This is a genomic window from Salinicola sp. (assembly GCF_982684285.1).
Map to the genome: position 1 here is coordinate 1 of NZ_CEXLVS010000022.1, position 26,275 is coordinate 26,275.

Here is a 26,275-nt window from a genome sequence, read left to right on the forward strand (position 1 = left end):
GCCCCACCCAGGAAAGCGTCAGCTTGGCGCGCGCCGACAGCATGGCCTCGAGCATCAGGTAGCGGTCGTCGTCGCGCCGCGACCTGTCACCGGGACGCGGCCGCGTGGCCATCAGGTCGAAGTCCTGGGGCTGGCGGGTGCGGGGATAGGCGCCGTCGTTCATCCCCAGCAGGTAGACCTGCCGGAACGGAATGGCACGCATCGGCATCAACGTGGCGAAATTGACCTTGCCGGCGAGGAAGCGCTGGGCCAGGCCGCCGTCGTCGAGCTCGGCCTTGAGCGCATCGCGCACCACCGCCAGGCCGATCGGCTGCGAGAACGAGGCCAGTTCGCAGCTCTGCTGCCAGCGGCCCAGCGCCTGGTCCACCCGCGCCAGCACATCGTGTTCGTCCAGTGCCGTCGGCGCGAACAGCGCCTCCATCAGCGACCGCAGTCGCATCAGCCAGCCCGCTGGCGTGCCAGCTTCGCTCAGGGCCTCGCACTGGGCGGCCAGCACCTGCATCAGCTCGGCGAGCCGCCCCGCCAGGTCCGCCTCCAGCCCGCCCACCTCGTCGTAGGGCACGATGGCGTCGAACTGCCACGCGCTGTCGGCAGACGGCCCGTTCGTTACTTGCGGGCCGGAGGATCGCCCCGACGGCATCGGGCCGGTGGAGGGCAAAGCGCCGGTGGAATACCCCAGCAGCATGCGTTCGAGCCCGAACGCCCAACTGTTCTCATGCAGTGCCGGAAACCCGAGCGCCTGGCGATGCGCGCCCGAGAGCCCCCAGCGCACGCCGCTCTCCGAAAGCCACCGCCGCAGACGCGGCAGTTCGGATTCGTCGATGGAGAACCGGGCCCGAAACGCCGGTACATCGAGCGCATCGAGCAGTTCGCTCACCCCCAGTCGCCGCTCGGGCAGTTCCAGCAGCGACAGGATCAGCACCATCATCGGATGCGCTTCACTGGCGATCTGATCGGCAATGGTGAAGGGGATATGGCGCGGATCGTCCGTGGGCAACTGGCCGAAAACCGCTTCGATATAGGGGGCGTAGACGTCGATCTCCGGCACCATCACCAGGATGTCACGCGGCCGCAGCGGCGTCCCCTCGGCGCTGGCCTCCTCGAAGGCCGCCAGCAGCCGGTCGTGCAGCACTTCCACTTCGCGCAGCGGCGAATGCACGCTGAACAGCGACAGCGAGGCGTCGTCCGCCACGATCTTGCGTTTACCGCTCTCCCGGGTGCGCTCCCCCGGATGCCTGAGATCGAGGATGTCCTGCTGCAACTGGTTGAGCAGGGGCGCTCGTTCGGCAGCCGATTCAGCGTCCGCCGCCGGGTCGCGAAAGAGATCGGTCTCGACGTCGAAACCGCCATCCTGGCTCTCGAACTCGTAGAGACCGACGATGAAGTCGCGGCCCTGGGCGCCCCAGGCGGCCAACAGCGGGTTGGCCTGAAGGTGCAGCGCCTCCTCGTCCAGCGTTTCGAGCCAGGCCGCTTCGGGATGGCGGGCCTGCTGGCGTGCCACCGCCTCGGCGGAGAGCCGACCGGCGCGCTTGATCGCCTCGCGGTCGGAGACGATGTCGCCCCAGTAGTGGCGGCAGGGGTTGGTGATCATCAGAAACACATCGATGACCCCGGAGAGCGCATGCAGCGCCTCCAGCGTCTGCGACGGCAGCGCCGAGATGCCGAAGACGAACAGCCTCGGCGGCAACCCCCTGGGGCAGCTCTGCAGTCGCCTGGCGGCGTGCAGGAAACGACCGTGCAGGTTGGCGCGGTGAAACGCCCGCTCGTCGGGCCCGGCATCGTCGATCAGCGCCCGCCACAGCGCCGGCTGCCAGCGCTGGTCGACGGGCAGGTCCCGGGGCGAGTCCTCCCCCGCCTCCCACGCTGCCAGCCAGTCCGGGCGATAGTTGAGATACTGGTCGAACAGATCCGCCAGGCGGACCGCCAGTTGCCAGCGCTTGCGCTCCGCCTGCTCGGCCGCCCTGCGCTGCACGCCCGTCATCGCAGGGGCCTCGCCACCGGACTCGCCCCCCGCAGCGTCTGGCACCGCGCCATCCGGGCCGGCTCCCAGGTAGTGGGCGAGCGGCGCGAAAACGACCGGTTCCGCGGCGACCGCACTCTCCAGCAGCCGAAAGATGCGCCACGCCAGCGGCCGCTTGTCGAACGGCGAGTGCAGCGGAATCGACTGTCCCTCGCCCTCCCCTCCGGCCTGTTCGAGCACCGCGCGGTAGGCACGCCAGACGAAGCTCGAGGGCAGCGGGAAATCCACCGAGGCGGCGATGCCGTCGGCTTCGGCCAGCGACAGGCGCAGCCACTGGGCCATGCCGTTGGACTGCACCAGGAAAGTCTCCGGGGTGAGTGGCGGCAGTCGATGGCGCTTGATCAGCGCCAATGCCAGGTCGTGCAGATCTTCGAGATGATTGGCATGCAGGACGCTGAACATCCGTTCTCCGGGATTCACGGGGCGACGGGGATCGATGAGGCACCGACCCATGGTCGTGCCATCCTACCGTGGCGCAGGGCGACGATCACCCGAAGCCTGTGGCAAGATATGACAATTGAATGACAGCCGTAGCGTCATTGCCCTCGAATACCCGCAGTGAAAAGGATTTGCGTTGACGACGCCCGTCTTCCTCGCCGTGCTGGCCGGTGCCCTGATGCACGCCAGCTGGAACGCGCTGGTCAAGGTCGGACTGGACCGGTTGCTGAGCATTTCGCTGATTCAGGCCGCCTGCGCCGTGATCGCCCTCGCCGGCGTCGCCTTCGTGCCGCTGCCGCAGGCGGAAGCCTGGCCGTGGCTGGCGGTGTCGGCGGTTCTGCACATCGGCTACAACGTATTCCTGGCCCGGGCCTACCGGGTCGGCGACCTCGGCCAGATCTACCCCATCGCCCGGGGTTGCGCACCGCTGCTGGTGACGCTGATCGGCGTCTTCGCGCTCAGCGAGAACCCCTCGTGGATCGGCTATGCGGGGATCGCGGTGCTGGTCCTCGGCATCCTGTGCATGGCCTTCCGGGGCGGCAAGGGGCCGCGCCTGGAACGCGCCTCGCTGGTCAATGCCCTGACGACCTCCGCTTTCATCGCCGGCTACACCCTGGCCGACGGCAGCGGCGCACGCGCCAACGGCGATGCGATCGGCTACGTGATCTGGCTGTTCCTGCTCGACGGGTTCGGCATGCTGCTGGCGCTGGTGGCCATGCGCGGCGCTCGGACGCTGCCCGAGTTGACCCGCCACTGGCGGGTCGGTCTGATCGGCGGCGCGCTCTCTCTCGGCGCCTACGGCATCACCATCTGGGCCATGACCCAGGCGCCGATCGCGCTGGTCGCGGCCTTGCGCGAGACCAGCGTGCTGTTCGCCATCGCCATCGGCGTGATCTGGTTGAAGGAGCCGTTGCGCCGCGAGCGGCTGCTCGCCGGCGGACTGATTCTCGGCGGCGTCATCCTGACCCATTGGGGCTGACTGTCATCCCCTGCCAGGACTGCTAGGCTTAGCGAAGCGAATCACCGCTCTGCCAACGCCGTTGCCGTGTCTTCCGGCGCCCATTCGACGCTCATCCAGGCGACAGCAATCGGCAAGGAGCCCATCGTGTCTCTCACCGCGCCAACGTACACCACCAACGCCGACGGCCAGCCGCGCCGGGTCGGTGTCGAGATCGAGTTCGCCGGCATCGGTCCCATTCAGGCGGCACGCCTGGTCGAGATGACGTTCGGCGGTCGCGTCCAGCAGCATAGCGCGCATCGCCTCCAGGTCACCGGGACGCCATGGGGCGTCTTCCATGTCGAACTGGACAGCAAGTACGTCCATCCGGACGAGCGCTTGCTCGACCGCGCCAGCGCCATCGACGGCCAGCCGCCGGGCATCGGCGAGCATCTGCGTGCCAGCCTGCACAGCCGCACCCGAGAGTGGCTGGGCGACATGGTGGCGGGCCTGGTGCCGACGGAGATCGTCTGCCCGCCGATTCCGTGGCACGAACTGGCGCGCCTGGACGAGCTGTTCGCGGCGCTGCGCCGGCACGGGGCGGAGGGCACCGATGCCAGCCTGCTGTACGGCTTCGGTCTCCACCTCAACCCGGAGATCCCCTCCCCCGGCGTCGAGAGCGTGGTGGCCTACCTGCGGGCCTATCTGATACTCGCCGACTGGCTGCGCGACGAGATCGTCGTCGACGTGACGCGGGACATGCTGCCCCACACGCGCCCGTTCCACAGCGACTACACCCGCCGGATACTGGCGCCGGACTACGCTCCCACGCTGCAGACGCTGATCGACGACTACCTGGTCGCCAACCCGACCCGCAACCGGGAGCTGGATCTGCTGCCGCTGTTCGCCTGGCTGATGCCGGACCACCCCAACGCGCTGCTCCGGGAGACGCTGGTCAAGCCCCGGCCGACCTATCATTACCGCCTCCCCAACGCCGCGCTCTCGGACCCCGAGTGGGGCGTGAGCGTCGAATGGAATCGCTGGGCCGAAGTCGAACGCCTGGCCGCCGATCCGGCCCGCCTGGCGGAACGCAGCGCCGCCTACCGCGCGCACCTCGCCCAGCCGACCCTGAGCCGCTGGCTCGACTCCCTGCGCCACTGGATGCGCCACTGATGGCTTCGACACAACCTCAATCCGGACGTAAACGGCGATCCGGATCGACACGCAGGAGGAGCCGGCCGCTGATCGGTATCACCACCTCGGATCACAAGAGCTTCCTGGCCTGGTGGTGCGACTGGATCTCGGTCTGGCGCGCCGGAGGCAGGCCGCTGCGGATCTCGCCCGCGCGTCCGCTGCGACGGCCGGTGGACGGCCTGATCATCGGCGGGGGCGACGATATCGGTGCCCAGCGCTACGGCGGCGAGATGCAACTCGACGTTCGCATCGACCCCGCCCGCGACGAGCTCGAACTCGAACTGCTGGCCCGCTATCTACCGGAGCGGATACCGATCCTGGGCATCTGTCGCGGCGCCCAGATCATCAACATCCACTGCGGTGGCAGCCTGATCGAGGACATCCAGACGACCTATCGCCACATCAGGAACCGACGCATGGTGCTGCCGCGCAAGCGCATCGAGATCGAGCCTTTCAGCCAGTTGGCCGACATTCTCAACCGCCGCTACTGCCACGTGAACAGCCTTCACCACCAGGCGGTGGATCGGCCGGGAGACGGGCTGAAGGTGGTCGCCCATGACCGCGACGACCTGGTGCAGGCGATCGAGAGCGACCGCCATCCCTTTCTCATCGGCGTGCAGTGGCATCCGGAGTTCCTGCTCTTCAGCCGCTCGCAACAACGGCTGATCCGGGCGCTGGTGGATGCGGCCCTGGAGAGAAAGCCGGCGGCAGTGGAAAATGGATCGCCCTGCAGAAACGCCGGGAGCCGCGGCAAAGCCTCAGCACGGCATGACCGCCAGCCGGCGCCCGGCAGGCGTGCGCAGCAGAAACAAGCCGATGAAGACACCCATGACCGATAGCGCGGCGACGTAGATCGCCGGCGACATCGGGTACCAGCGCATCAGCGTGGTAACGATGATCGGCGTGAAGCCACCGAATATCGCGTAGGCGACGTTGTAGGAGAACGATAATCCGCTGAACCGGACCGCCGCCGGGAACGCCTTGACCGCCACCGCCGGGATGGCACCGGTAATCCCCACTGCGAAACCGGCCAGGGCGTAGAGCGGCATCACCTGGTCGGGACGCTGGCCGACGACGCTCATCATCAGCCAGTAGCTCGTCCCCAGCAGCACGCTCCAGCCGATCAGAGTCGCGCCGCTGCCGAAACGGTCGGCGCACCAGCCGGCGACCACGCAGCCCACGATCAGGCACAGGATCGCCACCACGTTGGCCAGCGAGGTGTCCAGCCCGGCGTACTGCGCCGCCAGCAGCGGCGGCGTCATCAACATCACCACGACGATGGCCGCGGTCAGAATCCAGCTGACGGCCATGGCCAGCAGCACACCGCCCAGGTGATCGCGAAGCACCGCCTTGACCGGCAGCTCGGCGGCCAGCGCCCGGCGCTCGCGCAGCTCGGCGAAGACCGGGGTCTCGCGCAGCCAGCGACGCAGGTAGACCGCGATCAATCCGAATCCCCCGCCGATCACGAACGGAATTCGCCACGCCCCTTCGGCCAGTTCGCCGGCCGAGTAGTGCGATTTCATCGCCGCCGATACCAACGAACCGATCAGAATTCCCGCCGCCAGCCCCGCCGACAGCGTGCCGCAGGCAAGCCCGACATGACGACGCTGGACATGCTCGGTGACGAACACCCAGGCCCCGGGCACCTCGCCGCCCACGGCCGCCCCCTGGAGCATGCGCAACAGCACCAGCAGCAACGGCGCCAGATAGCCGATGGCTTGGTAGGTCGGCAGGCAGCCGATCGCCAGTGTCGGCAGTGCCATCATGAAGATCGACAACGTGAACATCCGCTTGCGTCCCAGCAGGTCGCCGAAGTGCGCCATCACGATGCCGCCCAGCGGACGCACCAGGTAGCCGGCGGCAAAGATGCCGAAGGTCTGGGTCTGGCGCAGCCACTCCGGCATGTCCGGCGGGAAGAACAGTTGCCCGATGGTCGTCGCGAAGTAAACGAAGATGATGAAGTCGTAGAACTCCAGCGCACCGCCCAGTGCCGACAGCGAGAGCACCTTGACGTCGCTGCGGGAGAGCGGACGCGTCGAAATGGAATCATGGGACATATCGATGTTCCAGGCGAACGACGGCCGTGGGCGTCGTCGCGATCACTCGGGGATCGAGTCGCCAGGCCCCGGGCCGATGCGGCCAGGAACCTGGCACGGAGAGGTCAGTTCTGCATCAACGCCAGTCGCTGCCCGCTTGGCGCGCGTAGCAGGAACAGGCCGATCACCACGCCGAGCGCCGCCAGCGCGGCGATGTAGTAGGCCGGCGCGGCGGGATGACTGGCCATCAACGTCGACACCACCACCGGGGTGAAACCACCGAAGATCGCGTAGGCGACGTTGTAGGAGAACGAGAGTCCCGAGAACCGCACCGCTGCCGGAAACGACTTGACCGCAATGGTGGGTACCACGCCGACGATGCCGACGCCGAAACCGGCCAGGCAGTAGAGCGGCGTCAGTTGATCGGGACTGGTCGGCACCGTGTGCATCATCACCCAGTAGCCGACGCCCAGCAGCAGGCTCCAGGCGATGATCGTGATCCCGCTGCCGAGGCGATCGCAGCACCAGCCCGAGACCACGCAGCCGATGATCACGCAGACGATGGCCCAGACGTTGGCCAGCGAGGCGTCGATGCCGTAGAGCGTCTGCAACAGGCTCGGCGTCATCAGCACCACCACCACCACCGCGCCGGTGAGAATCCAGGTCACCGCCATCGACAGCACCACGCTGTCCAGGTGGCGACTGAGCACGCGCTTGACCGGCAGCCCGTCGGAGAGCGCTTTCTTGGCACGCATCTCGGCGAACACCGGCGTCTCTTCCAGGTAACGGCGCAGATAGACCGCCAGGAAGCCGAAGACGCCGCCGATCAGGAACGGCACCCGCCAGCCGTAGGCGCTCATCTCCTCCGGCGTGTAGTACGACTTCAGGAACGCCGAGATCACCGATCCGATCAGGATGCCGGCCACCAGTCCGGAAGCCAGCGTGCCGCAGGCCAGCCCCACGTCCTTGCGCGAGACGTGTTCGGTCACGAACACCCAGGCACCGGGAACCTCGCCGCCGACCGCCGCGCCCTGCAGGATCCGCATCAGCACCAGCAGCAGTGGCGCCAGATAACCGATGGTATCGTAGGTCGGCAGGCAGCCGATCAGCAGCGTCGGTACGGACATCAGGAAGATCGACAGCGTGAACATGCGCTTGCGGCCCAGCAGGTCGCCGAAGTGCGCCATGATGATGCCGCCCAGCGGACGCGCCAGATAGCCGGCGGCGAAGATACCGTAGGTCTGGACCATTCGCAGCCACTCCGGCATGTCGGGCGGGAAGAACAGATGCCCGATCACGGTGGCGAAGTAGACGAAGATGATGAAGTCGTAGAATTCCAGCGCGCCACCCAGGGCGGAGAGCGACAGGATCTTGATGTCACCGCGTGACAGCGGACGCGACGGAGCCGCATCGTATTGAGGTGCGTTAGCCATAGCCGTGTTCTTTTTCTGAGGCGTTGAAACGTGCAGGTGTCCAGTAGCCAACGTGCGTCACGGATGTACGACGGAGGATGCCGCCCGGCGCATGAAGGGGGCCACGACATTACCAGACTTTGCAAGTTCCGTCAGTGCGGTTCACGCAGCCGCGGGGCCAGGACGCGGCCCAGCCCGACGCAAAAAAACCGGCCTCGAGGGCCGGTTCTTCCCGTCGCCGGAGGTTCAGCTTTCCAGCTTGGCGTCCAGCGAGATCCTGGCGTTCAGCAACTTGGAGATCGGGCACCCTTCCTTGGCCTTCTGGGCGGCGCTGTCGAAGGTCGCCTGGTCGGCTCCCGGAATCTTGGCCACGGTCTTGAGTTGCACTTCGGTGATGGTGAAGCCGCTGTCGTCCTGCTCCATGATGACGGTGGCGTCGGTCTTGATGCTGTCGGGCTCGATGCCCTCCTCGCCCAGCATCATCGACAGCGCCATCGAAAAGCAGCTGGCATGAGCGGAGGCAATCAGCTCTTCGGGATTGGTGCCCGGCTGACCCTCGAAACGGGTATTGAAACCGTAGGGGTTCTGCTCGAGGGCGCCACTCTCGGTGGAAACGACGCCCTTGCCCTTCTTGAGGCTACCCTTCCATTCGGCGGATCCGGATTTCTTGATCGTCATCGTCAGCTCCTTCTGGTTTGATGTGACGTTTCGATGCAATCGACCATCGCGGTGGATGGGCGAGAATCAGTGTAGACCACATGGCTCGGAGGTCATCCCTCCCGCCATCTCTGTCCCCCTGCCATCTCCATCCTCACGCCTCGAGGGCCGCCAGCGCTGCATCGTAGTCGGGCTCATTCTTGATCTCGCTGACCAGCTCGGCGTGTACCACCGTGTCCTGCTCGTCCAGCACGATCACCGCGCGGGCGCACAATCCGGCCATGGCGCCGCTCTGTAGCGCGACACCGTAGCTCTCGCGGAACTCGGGGTGGCGGAAACTGGAGAGCGTGACGACGCTATCCAACCCTTCGGCACCGCAGAACCGGCTCTGCGCGAAGGGCAGGTCCGCCGACACCACCAGCACGACGGTATTGTCGAGCCCGCTGGCGTACTCGTTGAACTTGCGCGTGGACATCGCACAGGTCCTGGTGTCGACGCTGGGGATGATGTTGAGCACCTTGCATCGGCCGGAGAAGTCCGCCAGCGACACCTCCTCCAGCTCGGCATTGGTCAGGGTAAAGGCGGGGGCTCTGTCGCCAACGGCGGGGAAATCACCGCCGACCTCGACGGCCACGCCGCCTCGCGTCACGCTCTGCATGATGGTCTCTCCGGAAGGAACGATTCAAAGACGAAACGATGGCAAACCGTTGCACGCGATGTCGGACGACATCGGCGCCAGCGATCAGCATAGCCTATTCACCGGGCCCGTCGGACGTTCGATCCAGCAACTGTCGGGATCTGGCCAGGGCCCGCGATCCCGGGGCTCGCAACAGCGCCATGTTGCGCTCGGGAATGCCTTCGGGGTCGGCATGGTGCGCGATCGCCCGCTCGAGCTCGGCTTCCCGCAGGATGTGCAGCATCGGGCAGGGCGAACGGTTGGTGGCGTTGGCGGGGTCGTCCGCCGCCACGCCCTCGAACACATAGTCCGGGTGGAAACTGGCCAGCTGATAGATGCCGGCATATCCCAGCTCCTCCATCAGCCGCTCGGCCAGCTCGAGCCAGTCCAGGTAGTCGTCGAAGTCGTCCATGCCCACCGGCGCGATCAGCAGCGTGGTGGCAAGGCCAGCGTCCGCATCGAGACGCCGGCACTCGGCCACCAGCTCGTGGAGCAGCCCTTCCAGGTCGCTGGCTTCGGCCACGGCGTAGCGAATGGCGTCCCGACGCACTTCGCGCCCGGCAAAGGGACAGATGTCGTGGGCGACGACGAAGGATTCGACCCAGGCCCGGGTCCGACTGAGCGAAGAGGGTTCGATGGGGGTTCTCCTGAAACCGGTGGACGATGACCGCGAGACGTTCACCCGCACCGCGAGGCGGTTCACGGGAAACCAACGGACGGGGCACACAGTCGGGCAACGTTACACGGTGGCCGACGAACACGATCTGCCAACGCCGTGGTTTGCGAAACTCGCGAGTGGCGACCAGCATAACAGTAACGTTTTCACGAACCGGAGTTTTCGATGCCACGTTCGCTGCCGCAGATTGTGATGCCAGGAAGCCAGGAAGAGTCGCCTCTATCCCTGCCGGCCATCGGCCAGGGCACCTGGTACATGGGAGAGAATCGGGTGCCGCGCCGGCAGGAGGTGGCGGCGTTGCGGCACGGCCTGGACCTGGGCCTGACGTTGATCGATACGGCCGAGATGTACGGCGACGGCGGTGCCGAGGAGGTCGTCGGCGAAGCGATACGCGATCGTCGCGACGACGCCTTCGTGGTCTCCAAGGTCTACCCCTGGAACGCCGGCCGGGACAGCGCCATCGCCGCCTGCGAAGGCAGCCTCGAACGGCTGGGGATCGAGACGCTCGATCTCTACCTGCTGCACTGGCCCGGCAGCATTCCCCTGGAAGAGACGTTCGAGGCGTTCGAGCGACTGCGCGATCAGGGCAAGATACGCCGATTTGGCGTCTCCAACTTCGATGCCGGCAACCTCAGAGCCATGGATGCGCTGCCGGCCGCCGCCGATTGCGCGACCAACCAGGTGCTCTATCATCTCGGTTCCCGCGGCATCGAGGTCGACGTCATCCCCTGGATGCAGGATCACCATATCCCGGTGATGGCCTACTGCCCCCTGGCCCAGGGCGGTCGACTGCGCGCCAAGCTGCTCTCCTCCACGGTGGTCAACGAGATCGCCGACAAGCATGACGCCAGCGCCGCACAGATCCTGCTGGCCTGGACCATTCGCCCTGTCAGCGGCCACCGCGAGGGGCCGAGATCGGTCGTCTCCATTCCCAAGGCGTCGACCCTGGCCCACGTCGAGGCCAATGCCGAAGCCTTGAACATCGAACTCGACGATGACGACCTCACCCGGCTCGACGACGCCTTCCCAGCGCCCCGGGAGCCGGTGTCGCTGGATATCGTTTGAACTATCGGCGACGCCGTCGTCTAAAACCGTATCAACGCACTTTCCCTCCCAGTACTTTCCCACTCAGCCCCATCAGGAGCGATGCATGCAAGCGATGTCAGCGACCCCGGCCTCTCCCTACCGCCATTGGCTACCGGCCTTGAGCCTCGCCCTTGGCACCACGCTGGCTGGCGTATCGGTGAGCGCCGAGGCCCAGGAAGCCGACGCCGCCGAGCCAGATCGCAAGACAACGCCACGCTACGGCGCCGAACTCGAGGGTTTCGACTACCCCTACCCGGTGGAGCGCTTTCGCTTCAGCTCCCAGCGTCAGGAGATGCAGATGGCCTATCTCGACGTTCCCGCCGACGAGCCCAATGGCCACACCATCGTGCTGCTCCACGGCAAGAACTTCTGTGCCGCGACCTGGGAAGACTCCATCGAGCGTCTCAACGCAGCGGGCTACCGAGTGATCGCGCCGGATCAGATCGGTTTCTGCAAGTCGAGCAAGCCCGAGGCGTACCAGTTCAGCTTCCACCAGCTCGCGACCAACACTCACGCCCTGCTCGAAAGCCTCGATCTCGACGATGTCACAATCATGGGCCACTCCATGGGCGGCATGCTGGCGAGCCGCTACGCGCTGATGTACCCCGAGCAGACCGAGAAACTGGTCCTGGTCAACCCGATCGGCCTCGAGGACTGGAAGGCCATGGGCGTGCCCTATCAGCCGATCGACGAAGCCTACGCCAGCGAGCAGAAGAAAGACGCCGAGGGGATCCGCCGCTATCAGCAGTCGACCTACTACGTCGGCGAATGGGAGCCGCGCTACGACCGCTGGGTCGACATGCTGGCCGGTATGTACGCGGGGCCGGAGGGGGATCTCGTCGCCTGGGATCAGGCCCTCACCTCGGACATGGTCTTCACCCAGCCGGTCATCCACGAGTTCGACGAGATCCAGGTGCCGACGCTGCTGCTGATCGGGGAGAAGGACAACACGGCGATCGGCAAGGGGCTCGCCTCCGACGAGGTCAAGAAAACCCTGGGGCACTACGACGTGCTGGGCGAACGCGCCGCCGAACGTATCTCCGACGCCGAGCTGGTCGAATTCCCCGAGCTGGGTCACTCGCCGCATATCCAGCAGCCCGAGCGGTTTCACGAGGCACTGCTTGAGGGCCTGAAGCGCCTCGACGCATCCTGAGCCTGGGGCGCCTCTTGCAATCGGACGCTACAGCGACAACTGCCCGCTGACCGCCACTTCGCCCTTCCTCGACGCCAGCCGATCCGCCAGCCGGGTCGGCTCCGGCAGCTTGGTCCTGCCCAGGCATCGCACCACCCACTCCACGGCGCTCTCCAGCGACATCCGGTGCCCCGGCGACACGAACAGCGGCTTCACTCCTTCCCGCGAGCGCAGCACCGCGCCGATGGTGACGCGTCCGCGCTCGTCGAGGGCGACATCGTTCGGATCCTCCTCTCGTCGCCGGTCGGTCAACGGCGTCCACCCACCCTTGACCGACGGTACCTCCCCGAACTGGCCGCACAGCCGGCTCTTGCCCACGCCGATGGTCGGCAGGTCGAGCCACAACCCCAGGTGCGAGGCGATTCCCAGACGACGCGGATGGGCGATACCCTGGCCATCGACCATGACCAGGTCCGGGCGCTGGGAGAGCTGCTCGAACGCCCCCAGCGCCGCCGGAATCTCGCGAAACGACAACAGCCCCGGCACGTAGGGCATGCGCGTCGGCTCGCGATGCACCACCTGCTCCACCAGCGCGAGCGACGGCCACTTGAGCAGCACCAGTGCCGCGCGGGTGGTCTCCCCGCCATCCTCGAAGCCGATATCCATTCCCGCGATCAGGCCGACCTCTCCCAGCGTGTCCTCGCGCACGATTCTCGGCGCCAGCTGCTTCTGCAGTGCGATCGCCGCCTCGGGCGTCAGGTTCCATTCGTGTAGCGCCATCCCGCGCCTCCCGTCATCCAGGTTGAGGACACCAGCCTAGCCGCGGAAAGTGTCGACCTCCACTCGCAATTCCCCTTCAATCGACGCGACGTCGCGTTACACTTGGCGACGCTTTTACCGCTTCGTCTCCTCCGATGTCACAGGGCGCCACGCCATGAAACTCCTCCACACCGCCGACTGGCATCTGGGCCAGTCCTTCCACGGCCAGGAACGTCATGTCGAGCATCGCGCCTTTCTCGACTGGCTGCTGGCGACGCTCGTCGAGCGTCAGCCCGATGCGCTGCTGATCGCCGGTGACATCTTCGATGTGGTCAATCCCTCGCTGCGCGCCCAGGAGCTGCTCTACGACTTCATCGTCGCCGCCCACGCCGCCCTGCCGACGCTGGAGATCGTGATGATCGCCGGCAACCACGACAGCGGTTCGCGCATCGAGCTGCCCGCGCCGCTGATGCAGAGCCTCAAGACCCACGCCCTGGGGCGGGTGCACTGGCTCGACGACGGCCGTCTCGACAGCGACCGCCTGCTGGTCCCGCTGCACGACGCCGACGGCGTGCTCGGGGCCTGGTGTCTGGCGCTCCCCTTCCTGCGCCCGGCCGAGGTCACCGGTGGCGATGTCGACGACTATCGCGAGGGAATCGACCGGGTTCACGGCGAACTGGTCGAAGCCGCCGAAGCCCGCCGCGGGCCGGGCCAGGCGCTGGTGGCGATGAGCCACGCCCATCTGCAGGGCGCCGCCGTCTCCGAGGCGAGCGAGCGCCCCATCGTCATCGGTGGCGAGGAGTCGGTGCCGGCGACGCTGTTCCCGAGTTCCATCGCCTACGTCGCGCTCGGCCACCTGCATCGCCCCCAGCAGGTCGGCGAAACCCGCATTCGCTACAGCGGTTCGCCACTGCCGCTGGACTTCAGCGAGAGCCACTATCCGCACCAGGTGCTCGAAGTGAGCCTGAACGGCGCCGAGCTCGAGGCCATCGAGAGCCTGCCGATACCGCGCCACGTGGCGCTGCGCCGCGTGGGGCCGGGCAGCCTCGAGGAGGTCGAACGGGAGCTCGAGACGCTGGAGATCGACGCCGAACTGCCTCGGGAGCGCTGGCCATGGCTGGAGATCCGGGTCGATCTCGACGCACCGCGCCCCGACCTGCGAGCGCGCGTCGAAGCGGCGATGGCGGACAAGCCGCTGCGCCTGCTGCGCATTCACAGCCGCTACCCCGACGCCGGCGGGCGTGACGACAACGCCGCCAACGTCGATCTCGACAGCCTGACCCCGCAGGAGATCTTTACGCGGACCTGGCAGAGTCGTTACGGCAACCCGCCACCGGAGGACGTGCTGGCCGATTTCGCCACCCTGCTGCAACAGGTTCAGGACAGCGAGGTCGAGGCATGAAGATCCTTGCCATCCGGCTGGAAAACCTGGCCTCGCTGGCCGGTCGCCACGAGATCGACTTCACCGCCTCACCGCTGGTCGACCAGGGCCTGTTCGCCATCACCGGCCCCACCGGTGCCGGCAAGAGCACCCTGCTCGACGCACTCTGCCTGGCGCTCTACGGCAGCACGCCGCGCCTGCGCCAGGCGCCACGGCGGGATTCCCAGATCGCCGACGTCAACGCCGACACGCTGACCACCGCCGACGCCCGTACCCTGCTGCGCCGCGGCTGTGCCGGCGGCTTTGCCGAGGTCGATTTCGTCGGTCGCGACGGCCGTCGCTACCGCGCTCGCTGGTCGGTGCGCCGCGCCCGCGACAAGGTCGACGGCAGCCTGCAGAAAGCCGAGCAGTCGTTGACCGACCTGGACGCCAACCAGCTGCTCACCGCCCAGACCCGGGAGTTCGAGAAGCTGCTGCCCGAGCGGCTGGGACTCAAGTTCGACCAGTTCACCCGCGCCGTGCTCCTGGCCCAGAGCGAGTTCGCCGCCTTCCTCAAGGCCGACGACAACGAGCGCAGCGAGCTGCTCGAACGACTGACCGACACCCAGCACTACTCCGAGATATCCAAGGCCGCCTATCAACGCGTGCGTGATGCCAAAACCGCGCTCGAGGCGATCAACGCGCGGCTGGCCGATTCCCTCCCGGTGGATGCCGAGACCCGCGCTGAACTCGAACGCCAAGCCCAGATCGAGGAGCAGGCGCTGGCCGAGCTCCAGGCGGAGCTGAACCGCCACCAGACCCAGGCCGTCGAACTCGAACGCGATGCCCAGCTTCATCAGGCGTGGCAGCAGGCCGATGCGCAATGGCAGCGGATCGAACAGACTTGGCAGCAGAGCCAGCCGCAGCGTGAACGACTGGCGCAGCTCGACGACCTGGCACCCTGGCGCGAGCGTGCCGAACGTCGTCAGGCGCTGGAACGGTCGCTGACCGCCCGCCGGCAGACACTGGAAGACGAACGACGCCAGCTGGAAGCGTGCGACACCGAACGACGCACGCTCGAGCCGCAATTGAGCGCGGCAAGAGAAGCCCGTGAGCAGGCGAGAAACGCCTATCAGGCCGCGCAGCCCGAACTGGAACGGGCCCGCCGGCTGGCGGCCGATCTCGAGCATCAGCAACAGCGGCTGGAGCAGCAGCAACAGGAACACCGCCAGCTTGCCGAGACGAGCAAGGCCGACGACGAACGCCACCGGCAACTGGTGGCCTCCCGTCAGTCGCTCGAACAGCGGCTGCAGCGACAGCGTGCGACGCTCGTTGGCCTTCTCGGCGAGCGCGAAGGCGTGGATTCACGCCAGCTCGCTCATGACACCCGCAGCGCCCTGAACGATCGGCGCGATCGAGCCCAGCGCGACCTCCAGGCCCTCCAGACCCTTCAGCAGGACTGGCGCGAGGGTGAGCGCCTGCGCCAGGAGCGCAGCACCACGCAGCACCAACTCCAGAGCGAACGCCAGCGACTGGCGGATCTGGAAGCCCAGGGCAGGCGCGCGAAGGTGCAGCTCACCGCTGCCGAGGCCGAGGAGACCACGGTCCGCCAGCAGATAGAGGGTGCCAGCGCCGCGCGCAGCGACGCGGTCGATCGACTGCGCCAGCAGTTGAGCGATGACCAGCCCTGCCCGGTTTGCGGCGGCATCGATCACCCTTACCGCCATTCGCCGCCATCTCGACCCGACGCCACGCTGATCGAGGCGATCGAGCGGCAGGAGCAGGCGCAGCTCGCCGATCAACGCCGCAAAGTCGAGAACGCTCATCAGGCCTATCACCAGTGCAGCGCAGACTATCGCGCCTGCCGCCAGGGCCTGCAGGAGCGAGAGAGCCATCTCGAGACCGTGACGCGCCAGCTCGAGCATGCCGAGCAGGTCATCGATGCCCACAGCGCCGCATCTGCCCTGCGCCAGAGCGAGAACGCCGATCACTGGCTCGAGTCACGCCAGCAGCAGCTCACCCGGCAATGGCGCGAGGCCAGCGATCAGCTCGGTGCGCTCGACGAGGCCGAACGCGCCCTCCAGCCGCTGGAGGCCGAATGGCAGCAGCTCTCGCTGGAACTCGGCCGGCTCGAGGAGCGTCGATCGTTGAGCCACGAACGCCGGCAAGCGCTGGAAACCTCACTGCCCGCGCTTCGGCAGGCCCGCGACGATATCTCGCGGCAACTGTCGGCTCGATTGGGGCACCATGCTTCGGGCAACGACTGGCAAACCACCCTGGAGCAGCGCCGAGAGCATGCGGAAGCGGCGCTGGAAACGTGCCAGACGCGTTGGCAGAACCTGACCCAGGCACACACGCAGTCGACTCAACGCGTGGCGGACCTTGAGCAGCGCCAGACCGAAGCACAGACGGAATTTGAAGCTCTCGATGGCGCCTGGCAGGCCTGGCGCGCGGCGCGGCCGATGCTCGATGACGAACGCATCGATAGCTTGCTGGCTGTCAGCGCAGACGACCACCGCCAGCTTCGCGATGCCCTGGCGCAGCAGGAGCGCGAGCGAAACGTCGCGAGCATCAAGCGCGAGGAGCGTCGGGAGGCGCTACGAGATCAGCGCCGTCGCTTGCTGCCAGCAGCGGACACGGCGCAGTTGCTCGACGAGACGAACACCCATGCGCTATCGCTGCGCCTGACCACCCAACGCGAGACCGCGCAGGCGTTGATCCGCCAGCGCGACGAACGCCAGGAAACCCGGGATGCCTCTCAGCACCGCCTGCGCGAGGACGACCGCCGTCGCCAGGCCCAACGCGAGGGTGCCCGCGCGCGCGAGTCGGCCCAGCGCGAGGTCGATCGCTGGGAGCGCCTCAACGGACTCATCGGCAGCGCCGATGGCAAGCGTTTCCGGCGCATCGCCCAGGCCTACAACCTCGACCATTTGCTGACCCACGCCAACCAGCACCTGCGCGCCCTGACGCCGCGCTACCGCCTCGCTCGCGGCGGCAGCGAGCTGGGCATTCTGGTGATCGATGGCGACATGGCCGACGAGCGGCGCTCGGTGCACTCGCTCTCCGGCGGCGAGACCTTCCTGGTGTCGCTGGCGCTGGCGCTGGGGCTGGCCTCGATGGCGTCGCATCAATTGGCGATCGAATCGCTGTTCATCGATGAGGGCTTCGGCAGCCTGGACCCGGAGTCGCTGGCACTGGCGATGGATGCCCTCGATGGCCTGCAGGCCCAGGGCCGACGCGTCGGCGTGATCTCCCACGTGCAGGAGATGCACGAGCGAATCCCGCTACAGATACGGGTCGAACCCAGGGGCAACGGCGCCAGCCAGCTCGTGATTCGACGCCTTTGAACGCCCTTCATCGCGCAGCACCCACGGACCGACCAGAGCTTAGACTTTGGTCTACAAATCGACACCGAATAGACGACATCGACCTTTCCGATTGGAAAGGTTGGTGTCGTATCGTACGCCTCGCTCCCCGATAAATTCCTCAAGAATTACAACGACGAGTGCCGATAATTCCCTCCGCCACATCACCCGATAGATACCATAAAACCCTTACAAATCAGTAATGTTTACGTTTATGTAAGAGTTGCCTCGAAGAATGGGCTCTGCCTACCATCCCGCCGCATCGTCATTTCATGCCGAACCATTTCCGGTGACGCATGCCATCTAGCGGAGGTGATTCTTGCTCACGATCATTGGCCTTGGCATCATCATTGCCATCGTGGCGTTACTGCTTACCGAGCGCGTCACACCTATCATCGCGCTGTCGATGGTGCCGTTGATCGGCGCCCTTCTGGCCGGCTTCGGGCCGACGGACATTGCCGGATTCTTCGAGTCGGGACTGCAGGATGTCGCCAACGTGGCGGTGATGTTCATCTTCGCCATCCTCTTCTTCGGCGTGCTCCAGGACGTCGGCCTGTTCGATCCCCTGATCAACCGCGTGGTAGCACTCACTCGCGGCAATGTGATCGCCGTCGCCATGGGTACCGGCGTGATCGGCACCATCGCTCATCTCGATGGCTCCGGCGCCTCCACGTTCCTGATCTCCATACCCGCGCTGCTGCCGCTCTACCAGCGCCTGCGAATGAGTCCTTACCTGCTGCTGCTGATCGTCTCGGCGAGCATCGGCATCATGAACCTCGTCCCCTGGGCGGGCCCGATCGGACGCGCCGCCGCCGTCACCGGCATCAGTCCCACCGAGTTGTGGCGCGCCATGCTGCCGGTGCAGATCGCGGGCTTCGTCATCCTGATGATCTTTGCCGCGCTGCTCGGCCTGCGCGAACAGGGCCGGATCAAGCGCCTGCCCGCTCAGGCCGACCAAGCCTCGCCGGACAACGTGGTGGCCGACGCCGAGAACGGCAAGGCGCTGCCGCCCCGGTTCTGGCTCAACCTGGCCATCGCCGTCGCCACCATCGGCGTGCTGGCATCCGGCGTCATGCCGCCAGCCTACATGTTCATGCTGGCGCTCGGTGTCGTGCTGCTGGCCAACTACCCCAAGCCCAGCCAGCAGATGGAACGCATCAAGGCGCACGCGCCCGGCGCCCTGCTGATGGCGTCGATCATCAGCGCCGCCGGCGCTTTCCTGGGGATCCTCTCCGGTACCGGCATGCTCGAGTCGATCGCCACCGACCTGGCCCAGGTGCTGCCCCAATCCATGGTGCCCTACCTGCATCTGGTAATCGGCGTCTTCGGCGTGCCGCTGGACATGCTGACCAGCACCGATGCCTATTACTTCGCCCTGCTGCCAGTGGTCGAGCAGGTCGCTTCGACCCAGGGCGTCGCCGCCGACAGCGTGGTCTACGCCATGGCGATCGGCAACAACGTCGGCAAGATGATCAGCCCGTTCTCTCCCGCCATGTGGCTGGCCCTCGGCCTGGCCGGCGCGGAGATGGGCCGCCATATCCGCTACTCCTTCTTCCTGCTGTGGCTCTTCAGCCTTGTGATGCTGGCGTTCGCCTACCTGATCGGGCTGCTCTGACCCGGCTCAGATCTCGATCGCCGCCCGGGCCATGACCTGGGCGGCGGCGCCTCTGGCGGCCACGTAGGTGCTGTCCCCGATCACCTTGACGGGTATCGTCTGCGACTGCCGGAGCAGGTCGTTCTGGTGGGTGGCGAAGTAGGCCAGGGCCGGCCCGGTCAGGCTCTCGCCCAGCTTCATCAACGATCCCCCCAGAATCAGCATCGACGGGTTGAGCGTGTGATGCAGGTTGAGCATCAGCAGGCCGAGCGCTTCGCCGGCTCGCTTCATCACGGCCTGGACCTCGCCATCCTCGGCCCGGGCCAGAACCGCGTTGCTGAGACTGGCATCGATGTCGACGTGCAGCGCCTCGCGCAGCGCCCACCCACTGACCAGCGTCTCCGCGCAGCCGTGATTGCCGCAGTGGCAGAGCGCGCCCCCCGGCTGTATCACGGTATGCCCGATCTCCCCCACCAGCCCCTGGTGGCCCCGCGGCACCAGCGGAAAGTGCTCGCCGCTGACCACGCCACAGCCGATGCCGCTGCCGGCGCTGATGTAGGCGATCGACTCAGGGGGCACGCCCTCGAAGAAATAGAACTCGCCGAAGGCGGCGGCGTTCGCCTCATTGTCCAGCAGCCACACGCCGTCCGGCAGATCCGGTTGCTCGCGCAGCAGCGCCAGGAAGTCGATGTCCACCCAACCCAGGTTGGGCGCCAGGCTGAGGATCGGCGCCCTGGGGGAGACGGGGCCCGGCACCGCGACCCCTAGTCCAAGGCAGCGGCGTTCCGCGATGTCGGGCGCCTGACGCAGCTGTACCAGCAGCGCCGCCAGCCGCTTCGCGGTCGTGGCAGGATCGGTGGGAGGCTCCTCCTGGTGAATGCTTGCCAGGACGACGCCAAGAAGATTGCAAGCGACCAGCCGCAGCCCCTTGACCCCGACCTCGGCACCCAGCATGTAGTGGCGCTCGCCATCCAGGTAGAGCGCCCGCCCCGGCCGCCCCCCGCCGCGCGCGTGGAGCTCCCCTTCGCGCAGCCATCCCCGCTCGACCAGCGCCTGCACCACGCTGCCCACCGTGGCCTTGGTCAGGCCGGTTCGCAGCGCGATGTCGGCCCGCGACAACCCGGGGCTCCGGCGCACGGTGCTCAGGATCGTGCTGCGGTTGAGGCTCTTGAGGTAGTTGAGATCGCCGGAGGTCTGCGGCGTGAACGCATTATGCATTGGATGATGGCAACGTCGGGTGGCGGTGGATGCCGCGACTATACCAAAGCCGGCCGATTCCCACCGAAGGCGCTCCTCTCGTCGCGACCTAAGTCTTAACACCAATGACCAATGGCGGCCGGTTCGCCAAGCGCGCATGCTGCGGCAACACTTAGTTAACAGTATTTACTAACCATCGAGAGACCTCATGCAGTCAGCCATCTATCCCAGTCTCGAAAGCAAGCGCGTCGTCGTCACCGGCGGCGGTTCCGGCATCGGGGCGGGCCTGGTACGCGCCTTCGCCGCGCAGCGCGCCCAGGTTCATTTCATCGATATCCTCGATGACGCCGAGGCGCTGGCGGACGAGCTGGGCGAACGAGTCCATTTTCATCGCTGCGACCTCACCGATGCCGAGGCGTTGATCGCGACGCTTGCCGGCATCGGCGAGGTCGACGTGCTGGTCAACAATGCCGCCAATGACGACCGTCACCGGCTCGAGGACGTCACGCCCGAATACTGGGACGACCGCATGGCGGTCAACCTGCGCCACCTGGCGCTGGCCGCCCGCGAGGTCGCTCCTGCCATGCGCCGCAGGGGAGAGGGCGTGATCATCAACCTGGGCTCGATCAGCTGGCACCTGGGCCAGCCCGGCATGGTGCTCTACGAAACCGCCAAGGCCGGCATCGAGGGGCTGACCCGGGCCCTGGCGAGCGAGCTGGGCAGCGACGGCATCCGGGTCAACTGCGTGATCCCCGGCAATGTCAAGACGCCGCGTCAGTCCCGCTGGTACGGCCCCGAGGACGAAGCCCAGATCGTCGCCGAGCAGAAGCTCAAGGTGCGTATCCATCCCCATCACGTGGCCGCCATGGTGCTGTTCCTCTCCTCGGATGACGCGGCCGCCTGCACCGCACACAACTACTGGGTCGACGCCGGCTGGCTCTGATCGCGAGTCGCCGACACCGTCCTCGATACACCAACGGAGCTTCACAATGCCAACTCAAGTTGCTTCACAACGCCCTGTCGTGGTTCTGCTCACCTGTTGCGTCGCCGCCATCGGCGGCTTCCTGTTCGGCTTCGACAGTGGCGTCATCAACGGTACCGTCGATGGCCTGCAGCAGGCCTTCCAGTCGCAGAGCGTCGGCACCGGATTCAATGTCGCCTCGATGCTGCTCGGCTGCGCCGTCGGCGCCTTCTTCGCCGGTCGCCTGGCGGACAAGTTCGGCCGCCGCACGCTGCTGCTGGTGGCCGCCGTCTTCTTCATCATCAGTGCCTGGGGTTCCGGTATCGCCGGCGGATCGCTCGAGTTCGTGATCTATCGTGTCCTGGGCGGCCTGGCGGTTGGCGCGGCCAGCGTCATGTCGCCGGCCTACATCAGCGAGATCGCCCCATCCCACCTGCGCGGCCGGCTGGCGACGATCCAGCAGGTGGCGATCATCGGGGGCCTGTTCTTCTCCTTTCTCAACAACTACATCCTGGCCAATGTCGCCGGCAGCTCCACCGCAACGCTGTGGTTCGGGTTCGAGGCCTGGCGCTGCATGTTCTGGATGGAACTGATCCCGGCGGTCATCTTCCTGATCGCGCTGATGTTCATCCCGGAAAGCCCGCGCTTCCTGGTCAGCGCCGGACACGACGACAAGGCCGAGCGGGTCCTTCGCCTGGTCTATGACGAAGCCGGTACCCACAAGCGTCTGGCCGATATCCGTGCCTCCCTCTCCAGTCGTCACCAGCCGCGCCTGCGGGACCTGATCAATCCGCAGACCGGCAAGGTGCTGAAGCTGGTCTGGATCGGCATCGGTCTGGCCGTGTTCCAGCAGCTGGTGGGTATCAACGTGGTGTTCTACTACGGCGCGGTACTGTGGCAGGCGGTCGGCTTCTCCGAAAGCGATGCGTTGATGATCAACGTCATCAGTGGCGCCGTCAGCATCGCCGCCTGCCTGGTCACCATCGGCCTGATCGACCGGATCGGGCGCAAGCCGCTGCTGTGGGGCGGCTCCGTGGGCATGACCGTCACCCTGGCGATGCTGGTCTACGCCTTCTCCACCGCCGACATCGTCAACGGTTCGCTGGCGCTCTCCACGGGCAATGGCGTGCTCGCGCTGATCGCTGCCAACGTCTACGTCTTCTTCTTCAACGTCTCCTGGGGCCCGGTGATGTGGGTCATGCTCGGCGAGATGTTCCCCAACCAGGTACGCGGCTCGGGCCTGGCCATCGCCGGCCTGTTCCAGTGGGTCGCCAACTTCGCCATCACCATGACCTTCCCGATCATGCTGGCGTCGATCGGCCTGACCGGCGCCTACGGCTTCTATGCCCTCTGCGCGCTGATCTCGGCCGTCTTCGTCGCCCGCTTCGTGCGTGAAACCAACGGCAAGGAACTCGAGGAGATGGCCTACGAGTAAGGCGACAATCCACGGATAGGTTCACGGATAGGAATGGTCGTCGCGGCCCCGCCGAGAGCAGCGGCCGCGGCGGCCATCACCGGTAGCGAGGTAACAATGACGAGCGACACAGGCGCGATAGAGACAAGCACCAGGACAAGCACCAGAGAGATGGACCCAGGGTCAGCGCACGATCCCGCGGCCGCCGTCCCGCTGATGGAGCGGATCGGCTACGGCTGCGGGGATCTGGCCAGCAATTTCATCTGGCAGGCGATGAGCATCTTCATCGTCTACTACTACACCGACGTGATCGGCGTCGCCGCCGGGATCATCGGCTCGATCATGCTGTTTTCGCGGGTGTTCGACGGTGTCTCGGACATCGCCATGGGCTACGTGATCGACAAGACCACCTCGCGACACGGCAAGGCCAGGCCCTGGCTGCTGTGGCTGGCGGTGCCGTTCGCGATCTCGGCGGTGCTGCTGTTCGCGGTGCCCGATGTCTCGCCGTTCTGGCAGACGGTCTACATCGCGGTGACCTACAACCTGGTATGCCTGGTCTATACCGGCCTCAACGTGCCCTACGGCACGCTCAACTCGCTGATCACCCAGGACCAGTATCAGCGCTCGCTGCTCAACGTCTTTCGCATGAGCCTGGCGCTGGTGGGGGTGCTTCTCGTCAGCAACCTGACGCTGCCGGTGGCCACGCTGTTCGGCGGCGGCCAGGGAGGATGGATCGTCACCTTCGCGATCTTCGGCGCCATCGGCACGGGGCTGTTCCTGTTCACCTTCAAGAGCACCCGCGAACGCGTTCAGCCGGCCGACGAGAAACGGCGCCAGGCGCCGGTCCCCCTGAAGCAGAGCCTGCGTACCCTTGGCAAGAATCGCTACTGGGCGCTGGCCACGCTGTTCATCCTGATCACCTATATCTTCAACGCGCTCAACTCCGGGGCCGTCGTCTACTACGCCCAGTACCTGCTCGACGATACCTGGCTGGTGGGCGTCATCACCACCGCCTACATCGTCTTCATCCTGGCAGGCATGGCGTTCGTGGCGCCGATCACCAAGCGCTACGGCAAGCGCAACGCGATCATCGTCGGCGAGCTGATCACCCTGGTCGGCTACGGCGTCATGCTGATCGACCTCGGCAACGTCTACCTGATCGTCGCCGGCACCATCATCCGTGGGCTCGGCAAGGCACCAATCAACGGCAGCATGTTCGCGCTGCTCGGCGACACCATCGAGTACGGGGAGTGGAAGACCGGGATTCGCAACGAAGGCATGGTCTACAGCGGTGGCAGCATGGGTATCAAGATCGGCAGCGGCCTGGGCACGGCACTGCTGGGATGGATACTGGCCTTCGGCGGCTATGTCGGCGGTGGCGGCGAGCAGAGCGACACAGCGCTGTTCGCGATCCAGGCGCTGTTCGTCTATCTGCCGATGGGCCTTTGCGCGCTGATGATCGTGCTGATGCTGTTCTACGACCTCGACAAGCGCTATCCGGCCATCGTCGCCGACCTCGCCGCCAAACGCTGAAACCCGTCGCGACAGGAGATCGAATGTCCCTCATTGCCAACCCCATCCTGCCCGGCTTTCATCCGGACCCGTCGATACTCCGGGTCGGCGACGACTACTACATCGCCACCTCGACCTTCGAATGGTTTCCCGGGGTCGCGCTCCATCACTCCCGGGACCTGGTCCAGTGGCGCCAGTTGCCGTCGCCCCTCGACCGGCGCTCGCAGCTGGACATGATCGGCGACATCGATTCCGGCGGCGTGTGGGCACCGTGCCTGAGCTACACACATGGCCGATTCCATCTGATCTATACTGACGTCAAGAGTCGCCGTGGCGCGTTCAAGGACACCCACAACTATCTGGTCAGCGCCGAACGGATCGAAGGGCCCTGGTCGGAACCGGTTCCTCTCAACAGCAGCGGCTTCGACCCCTCGCTGTTCCACGACGATGACGGCAGCAGCTGGCTGCTCAACATGATCTGGGATTTCCGCAAGGGCCGTAACGCCTTCGCCGGTATCGCCCTGCAGCGCTACGACATCGAACGCCAGCAGCTCACCGGGCCCGTGCACAATATCTTTCGGGGTACGTCTCTGGGCGTCACCGAAGCCCCGCATCTCTATCGAAGAAACGGCTACTACTATCTGGTCACCGCCGAGGGCGGTACCGGTTACGGCCATGCCATGACGGTGGCCCGCTCGCGTGAGTTGACGGGGCCCTACGAGGTCGACCCGACCAACCCGGTGCTCACCTCGAACCCGGATGCCGCCGACCAACTGCAGAAGGCCGGCCACGGCAGCCTGGTGGAGACCTCCGGGGGCGAGTGGTACTGCGCCCATCTCTGTGCCCGCCCGGTCGTCGCCGGGCGCTGCATGCTGGGGCGCGAGACCGCCCTGCAGCGCTGCGTCTGGACCGAGGACGACTGGCTCCGCATCGAGGGCGGCCCCTACCCCAGCCATCGGGTGGCCGGCCCGGATCTTCACTGGCAGGCTCCCCTCGCCGAGCCGGATCGCGATACCTTCGAGAGTCCCGGCCTCCACCGCTACTGGCAGAGTCTGCGCAGGCCGTTCGACGACACCAGGCTGTCGCTGACCGAGCGCCCGGGCTGCCTGCGGCGCAAGGGTGGCGAGTCGATGCAGTCGACCCACCGACAGAGCCTGCTGGCCAGGCGCCTGACCCATCTCGAGGTGAAGGTGGAGACGCGGCTGTCCTTCCACCCCGACCATTTCCAGCAGATGGCGGGGCTGATCCTCTACTACGACACCCAGGATTACGTCTACCTGAGGGTGACCCGGGACGAGACGCTGGGCCGTTGCCTCGGCATCATCGTCTCGCGCCTTGGCGTCTATGACGAGCCGCTGACCAGCGATTTCCCCCTGGTCGATGGCGACGTGCGGCTGATGGCGCGTCTGGAGCGCGAATGGCTGCGTTTCTTCCATGCGCCGGGCGATGCGCAGGGCGATCCGGATCGAGATGGCGACGGTATCGAGTGGCAGCCGATCGGCGATCCGCTCGACATCTCCCATCTCTGCGACGACGATCCGGACTACATCCGCTTCACCGGTACCTTCGTCGGCCTCTGCGCCCAGGATCTCTCCGGGGCCGGGCTCGCGGCGGACTTTCACGAGTTCGACTACCGCCCAGCAAAAAGCCGCTGATCTCCATGAGATCAGCGGCTCTCGTTGGCCGGTCCGGCCGCGAAGGGCCTTAGAGGGTGTTTACAAAATGCCTGCGCTCGGCAATACGGCGTTGAAACCGACCTCAAAATGCTCATTTACCCCGTGTAAACTCCGCTTTTTCGGCCGATTTCGCCTTGTCTCGCCTTCGCTCGTCGAATTTGTAAACACCCTCT

The 26,275-nt window shown here is 66.3% G+C and carries 20 protein-coding genes; 12 read left to right on the top strand and 8 right to left on the bottom strand.

Annotation, left to right across the window (positions count from 1 at the left end; all coding sequences use genetic code 11):
* Positions 1-2,422: exodeoxyribonuclease V subunit gamma (gene recC, locus AC3AYF_RS03500; protein WP_487779398.1), on the bottom strand; the 2,422-nt coding region annotated here is incomplete at its 3' end.
* 172 nt (positions 2,423-2,594) lie between these two features.
* On the opposite strand from recC, the gene AC3AYF_RS03505 reads away from it, so the two are divergent.
* From AC3AYF_RS03505 to AC3AYF_RS03515, 3 genes are all read left to right on the top strand, one after another.
* Complete coding sequence (locus AC3AYF_RS03505) at positions 2,595-3,437, top strand: EamA family transporter (protein ID WP_295036454.1); 843 nt, start codon at positions 2,595-2,597, stop codon at positions 3,435-3,437.
* A 126-nt stretch (positions 3,438-3,563) separates the two neighbouring features.
* Positions 3,564-4,568 carry an amidoligase family protein gene (locus AC3AYF_RS03510; RefSeq protein ID WP_295036453.1) on the top strand — a complete coding sequence of 335 codons (1,005 nt, stop codon included), beginning with the start codon at positions 3,564-3,566 and terminating at the stop codon, positions 4,566-4,568.
* Positions 4,568-5,428: a gamma-glutamyl-gamma-aminobutyrate hydrolase family protein gene (locus tag AC3AYF_RS03515; protein WP_365676913.1), complete on the top strand. Its 861-nt coding sequence runs from the start codon at positions 4,568-4,570 to the stop codon at positions 5,426-5,428. The genes AC3AYF_RS03510 and AC3AYF_RS03515 overlap by 1 nt, the downstream gene beginning before the upstream one ends.
* Here AC3AYF_RS03515 and AC3AYF_RS03520 read toward each other — a convergent pair.
* The 5 genes from AC3AYF_RS03520 to AC3AYF_RS03540 form a co-directional block, all read right to left on the bottom strand.
* The gene (locus AC3AYF_RS03520; RefSeq protein WP_295036452.1) at positions 5,348-6,646 is read right to left on the bottom strand and encodes an MFS transporter; all 1,299 of its coding nucleotides are present in this window, start codon (positions 6,644-6,646) and stop codon (positions 5,348-5,350) included. The two genes, AC3AYF_RS03515 and AC3AYF_RS03520, sit on opposite strands and share 81 nt — an antisense overlap.
* 104 nt (positions 6,647-6,750) lie before the next feature.
* Entirely contained in the window at positions 6,751-8,058 is a 1,308-nt protein-coding gene (locus AC3AYF_RS03525; protein WP_295036451.1) for an MFS transporter, read from the bottom strand.
* 225 nt (positions 8,059-8,283) lie between these two features.
* The gene (locus AC3AYF_RS03530) at positions 8,284-8,715 is read right to left on the bottom strand and encodes an OsmC family protein (RefSeq protein WP_149433801.1); all 432 of its coding nucleotides are present in this window, start codon (positions 8,713-8,715) and stop codon (positions 8,284-8,286) included.
* Positions 8,716-8,848: 133 nt separating this feature from the next.
* A complete protein-coding gene (gene tpx, locus AC3AYF_RS03535) occupies positions 8,849-9,352 on the bottom strand; it encodes a thiol peroxidase (protein ID WP_295036450.1) in 504 nt (167 codons plus the stop codon).
* 94 nt (positions 9,353-9,446) lie between these two features.
* Positions 9,447-10,073, bottom strand: a complete 627-nt coding sequence (locus tag AC3AYF_RS03540; protein ID WP_295036448.1) for a DUF1415 domain-containing protein — start codon at positions 10,071-10,073, stop codon at positions 9,447-9,449.
* A gap of 138 nt (positions 10,074-10,211) precedes the next feature.
* Here AC3AYF_RS03540 and AC3AYF_RS03545 point away from each other — a divergent pair, with 138 nt between their 5' ends.
* Positions 10,212-11,111 carry an aldo/keto reductase gene (locus tag AC3AYF_RS03545; protein ID WP_295036447.1) on the top strand — a complete coding sequence of 300 codons (900 nt, stop codon included), beginning with the start codon at positions 10,212-10,214 and terminating at the stop codon, positions 11,109-11,111.
* An 85-nt stretch (positions 11,112-11,196) separates the two neighbouring features.
* A complete protein-coding gene (locus AC3AYF_RS03550; protein WP_295036446.1) occupies positions 11,197-12,285 on the top strand; it encodes an alpha/beta fold hydrolase in 1,089 nt (362 codons plus the stop codon).
* 27 nt (positions 12,286-12,312) lie between these two features.
* Here AC3AYF_RS03550 and nfi read toward each other — a convergent pair whose 3' ends face one another.
* Positions 12,313-13,044, bottom strand: a complete 732-nt coding sequence (gene nfi, locus AC3AYF_RS03555; RefSeq protein WP_295036445.1) for a deoxyribonuclease V — start codon at positions 13,042-13,044, stop codon at positions 12,313-12,315.
* A 154-nt stretch (positions 13,045-13,198) separates the two neighbouring features.
* On the opposite strand from nfi, the gene AC3AYF_RS03560 reads away from it, so the two are divergent.
* The 3 genes from AC3AYF_RS03560 (at position 13,199) to AC3AYF_RS03570 (ending at position 19,363) form a co-directional block, all read left to right on the top strand.
* Positions 13,199-14,425, top strand: coding sequence for an exonuclease SbcCD subunit D C-terminal domain-containing protein (locus AC3AYF_RS03560; RefSeq protein WP_295036444.1), 1,227 nt, complete (start codon positions 13,199-13,201; stop codon positions 14,423-14,425).
* On the top strand, positions 14,422-17,730 hold the full coding sequence (locus AC3AYF_RS03565) for an AAA family ATPase (protein WP_487779399.1): 3,309 nt from the start codon (positions 14,422-14,424) through the stop codon (positions 17,728-17,730). The genes AC3AYF_RS03560 and AC3AYF_RS03565 overlap by 4 nt, the downstream gene beginning before the upstream one ends.
* A gap of 337 nt (positions 17,731-18,067) precedes the next feature.
* The gene (locus AC3AYF_RS03570) at positions 18,068-19,363 is read left to right on the top strand and encodes a CitMHS family transporter (protein ID WP_295036442.1); all 1,296 of its coding nucleotides are present in this window, start codon (positions 18,068-18,070) and stop codon (positions 19,361-19,363) included.
* 6 nt (positions 19,364-19,369) lie between these two features.
* On the opposite strand, the gene AC3AYF_RS03575 is transcribed toward AC3AYF_RS03570, so the two are convergent.
* Positions 19,370-20,560: an ROK family transcriptional regulator gene (locus AC3AYF_RS03575; RefSeq protein ID WP_295036441.1), complete on the bottom strand. Its 1,191-nt coding sequence runs from the start codon at positions 20,558-20,560 to the stop codon at positions 19,370-19,372.
* A gap of 187 nt (positions 20,561-20,747) precedes the next feature.
* On the opposite strand from AC3AYF_RS03575, the gene xylB reads away from it, so the two are divergent.
* The 4 genes from xylB to AC3AYF_RS03595 all read left to right on the top strand — a co-directional run bounded on the left by xylB (position 20,748) and on the right by AC3AYF_RS03595 (position 26,081).
* Positions 20,748-21,482, top strand: a complete 735-nt coding sequence (gene xylB / locus AC3AYF_RS03580) for a D-xylose 1-dehydrogenase (RefSeq protein ID WP_295036439.1) — start codon at positions 20,748-20,750, stop codon at positions 21,480-21,482.
* A 46-nt stretch (positions 21,483-21,528) separates the two neighbouring features.
* Positions 21,529-22,935, top strand: coding sequence for a sugar porter family MFS transporter (locus tag AC3AYF_RS03585; RefSeq protein ID WP_295036438.1), 1,407 nt, complete (start codon positions 21,529-21,531; stop codon positions 22,933-22,935).
* 150 nt (positions 22,936-23,085) lie between these two features.
* Complete coding sequence (locus tag AC3AYF_RS03590) at positions 23,086-24,447, top strand: MFS transporter (RefSeq protein ID WP_295036437.1); 1,362 nt, start codon at positions 23,086-23,088, stop codon at positions 24,445-24,447.
* Positions 24,448-24,470: 23 nt separating this feature from the next.
* Positions 24,471-26,081, top strand: coding sequence for a glycoside hydrolase family 43 protein (locus tag AC3AYF_RS03595; RefSeq protein WP_487779400.1), 1,611 nt, complete (start codon positions 24,471-24,473; stop codon positions 26,079-26,081).
* Positions 26,082-26,275 lie beyond the last annotated feature (194 nt).

Coding starts and splice junctions, on each gene's coding strand:
- AC3AYF_RS03515 (WP_365676913.1), top strand. CDS start 4,568: ATGGCTTCGACACAACCTCAATCCGGACGTAAACGGCGATCCGGATCG.
- AC3AYF_RS03520 (WP_295036452.1), bottom strand. CDS start 6,646: ATGTCCCATGATTCCATTTCGACGCGTCCGCTCTCCCGCAGCGACGTC.
- AC3AYF_RS03525 (WP_295036451.1), bottom strand. CDS start 8,058: ATGGCTAACGCACCTCAATACGATGCGGCTCCGTCGCGTCCGCTGTCA.
- AC3AYF_RS03530 (WP_149433801.1), bottom strand. CDS start 8,715: ATGACGATCAAGAAATCCGGATCCGCCGAATGGAAGGGTAGCCTCAAG.
- tpx (WP_295036450.1), bottom strand. CDS start 9,352: ATGCAGAGCGTGACGCGAGGCGGCGTGGCCGTCGAGGTCGGCGGTGAT.
- AC3AYF_RS03545 (WP_295036447.1), top strand. CDS start 10,212: ATGCCACGTTCGCTGCCGCAGATTGTGATGCCAGGAAGCCAGGAAGAG.
- AC3AYF_RS03550 (WP_295036446.1), top strand. CDS start 11,197: ATGCAAGCGATGTCAGCGACCCCGGCCTCTCCCTACCGCCATTGGCTA.
- nfi (WP_295036445.1), bottom strand. CDS start 13,044: ATGGCGCTACACGAATGGAACCTGACGCCCGAGGCGGCGATCGCACTG.
- AC3AYF_RS03560 (WP_295036444.1), top strand. CDS start 13,199: ATGAAACTCCTCCACACCGCCGACTGGCATCTGGGCCAGTCCTTCCAC.
- AC3AYF_RS03565 (WP_487779399.1), top strand. CDS start 14,422: ATGAAGATCCTTGCCATCCGGCTGGAAAACCTGGCCTCGCTGGCCGGT.
- AC3AYF_RS03575 (WP_295036441.1), bottom strand. CDS start 20,560: ATGCATAATGCGTTCACGCCGCAGACCTCCGGCGATCTCAACTACCTC.
- xylB (WP_295036439.1), top strand. CDS start 20,748: ATGCAGTCAGCCATCTATCCCAGTCTCGAAAGCAAGCGCGTCGTCGTC.
- AC3AYF_RS03585 (WP_295036438.1), top strand. CDS start 21,529: ATGCCAACTCAAGTTGCTTCACAACGCCCTGTCGTGGTTCTGCTCACC.
- AC3AYF_RS03590 (WP_295036437.1), top strand. CDS start 23,086: ATGGACCCAGGGTCAGCGCACGATCCCGCGGCCGCCGTCCCGCTGATG.
- AC3AYF_RS03595 (WP_487779400.1), top strand. CDS start 24,471: ATGTCCCTCATTGCCAACCCCATCCTGCCCGGCTTTCATCCGGACCCG.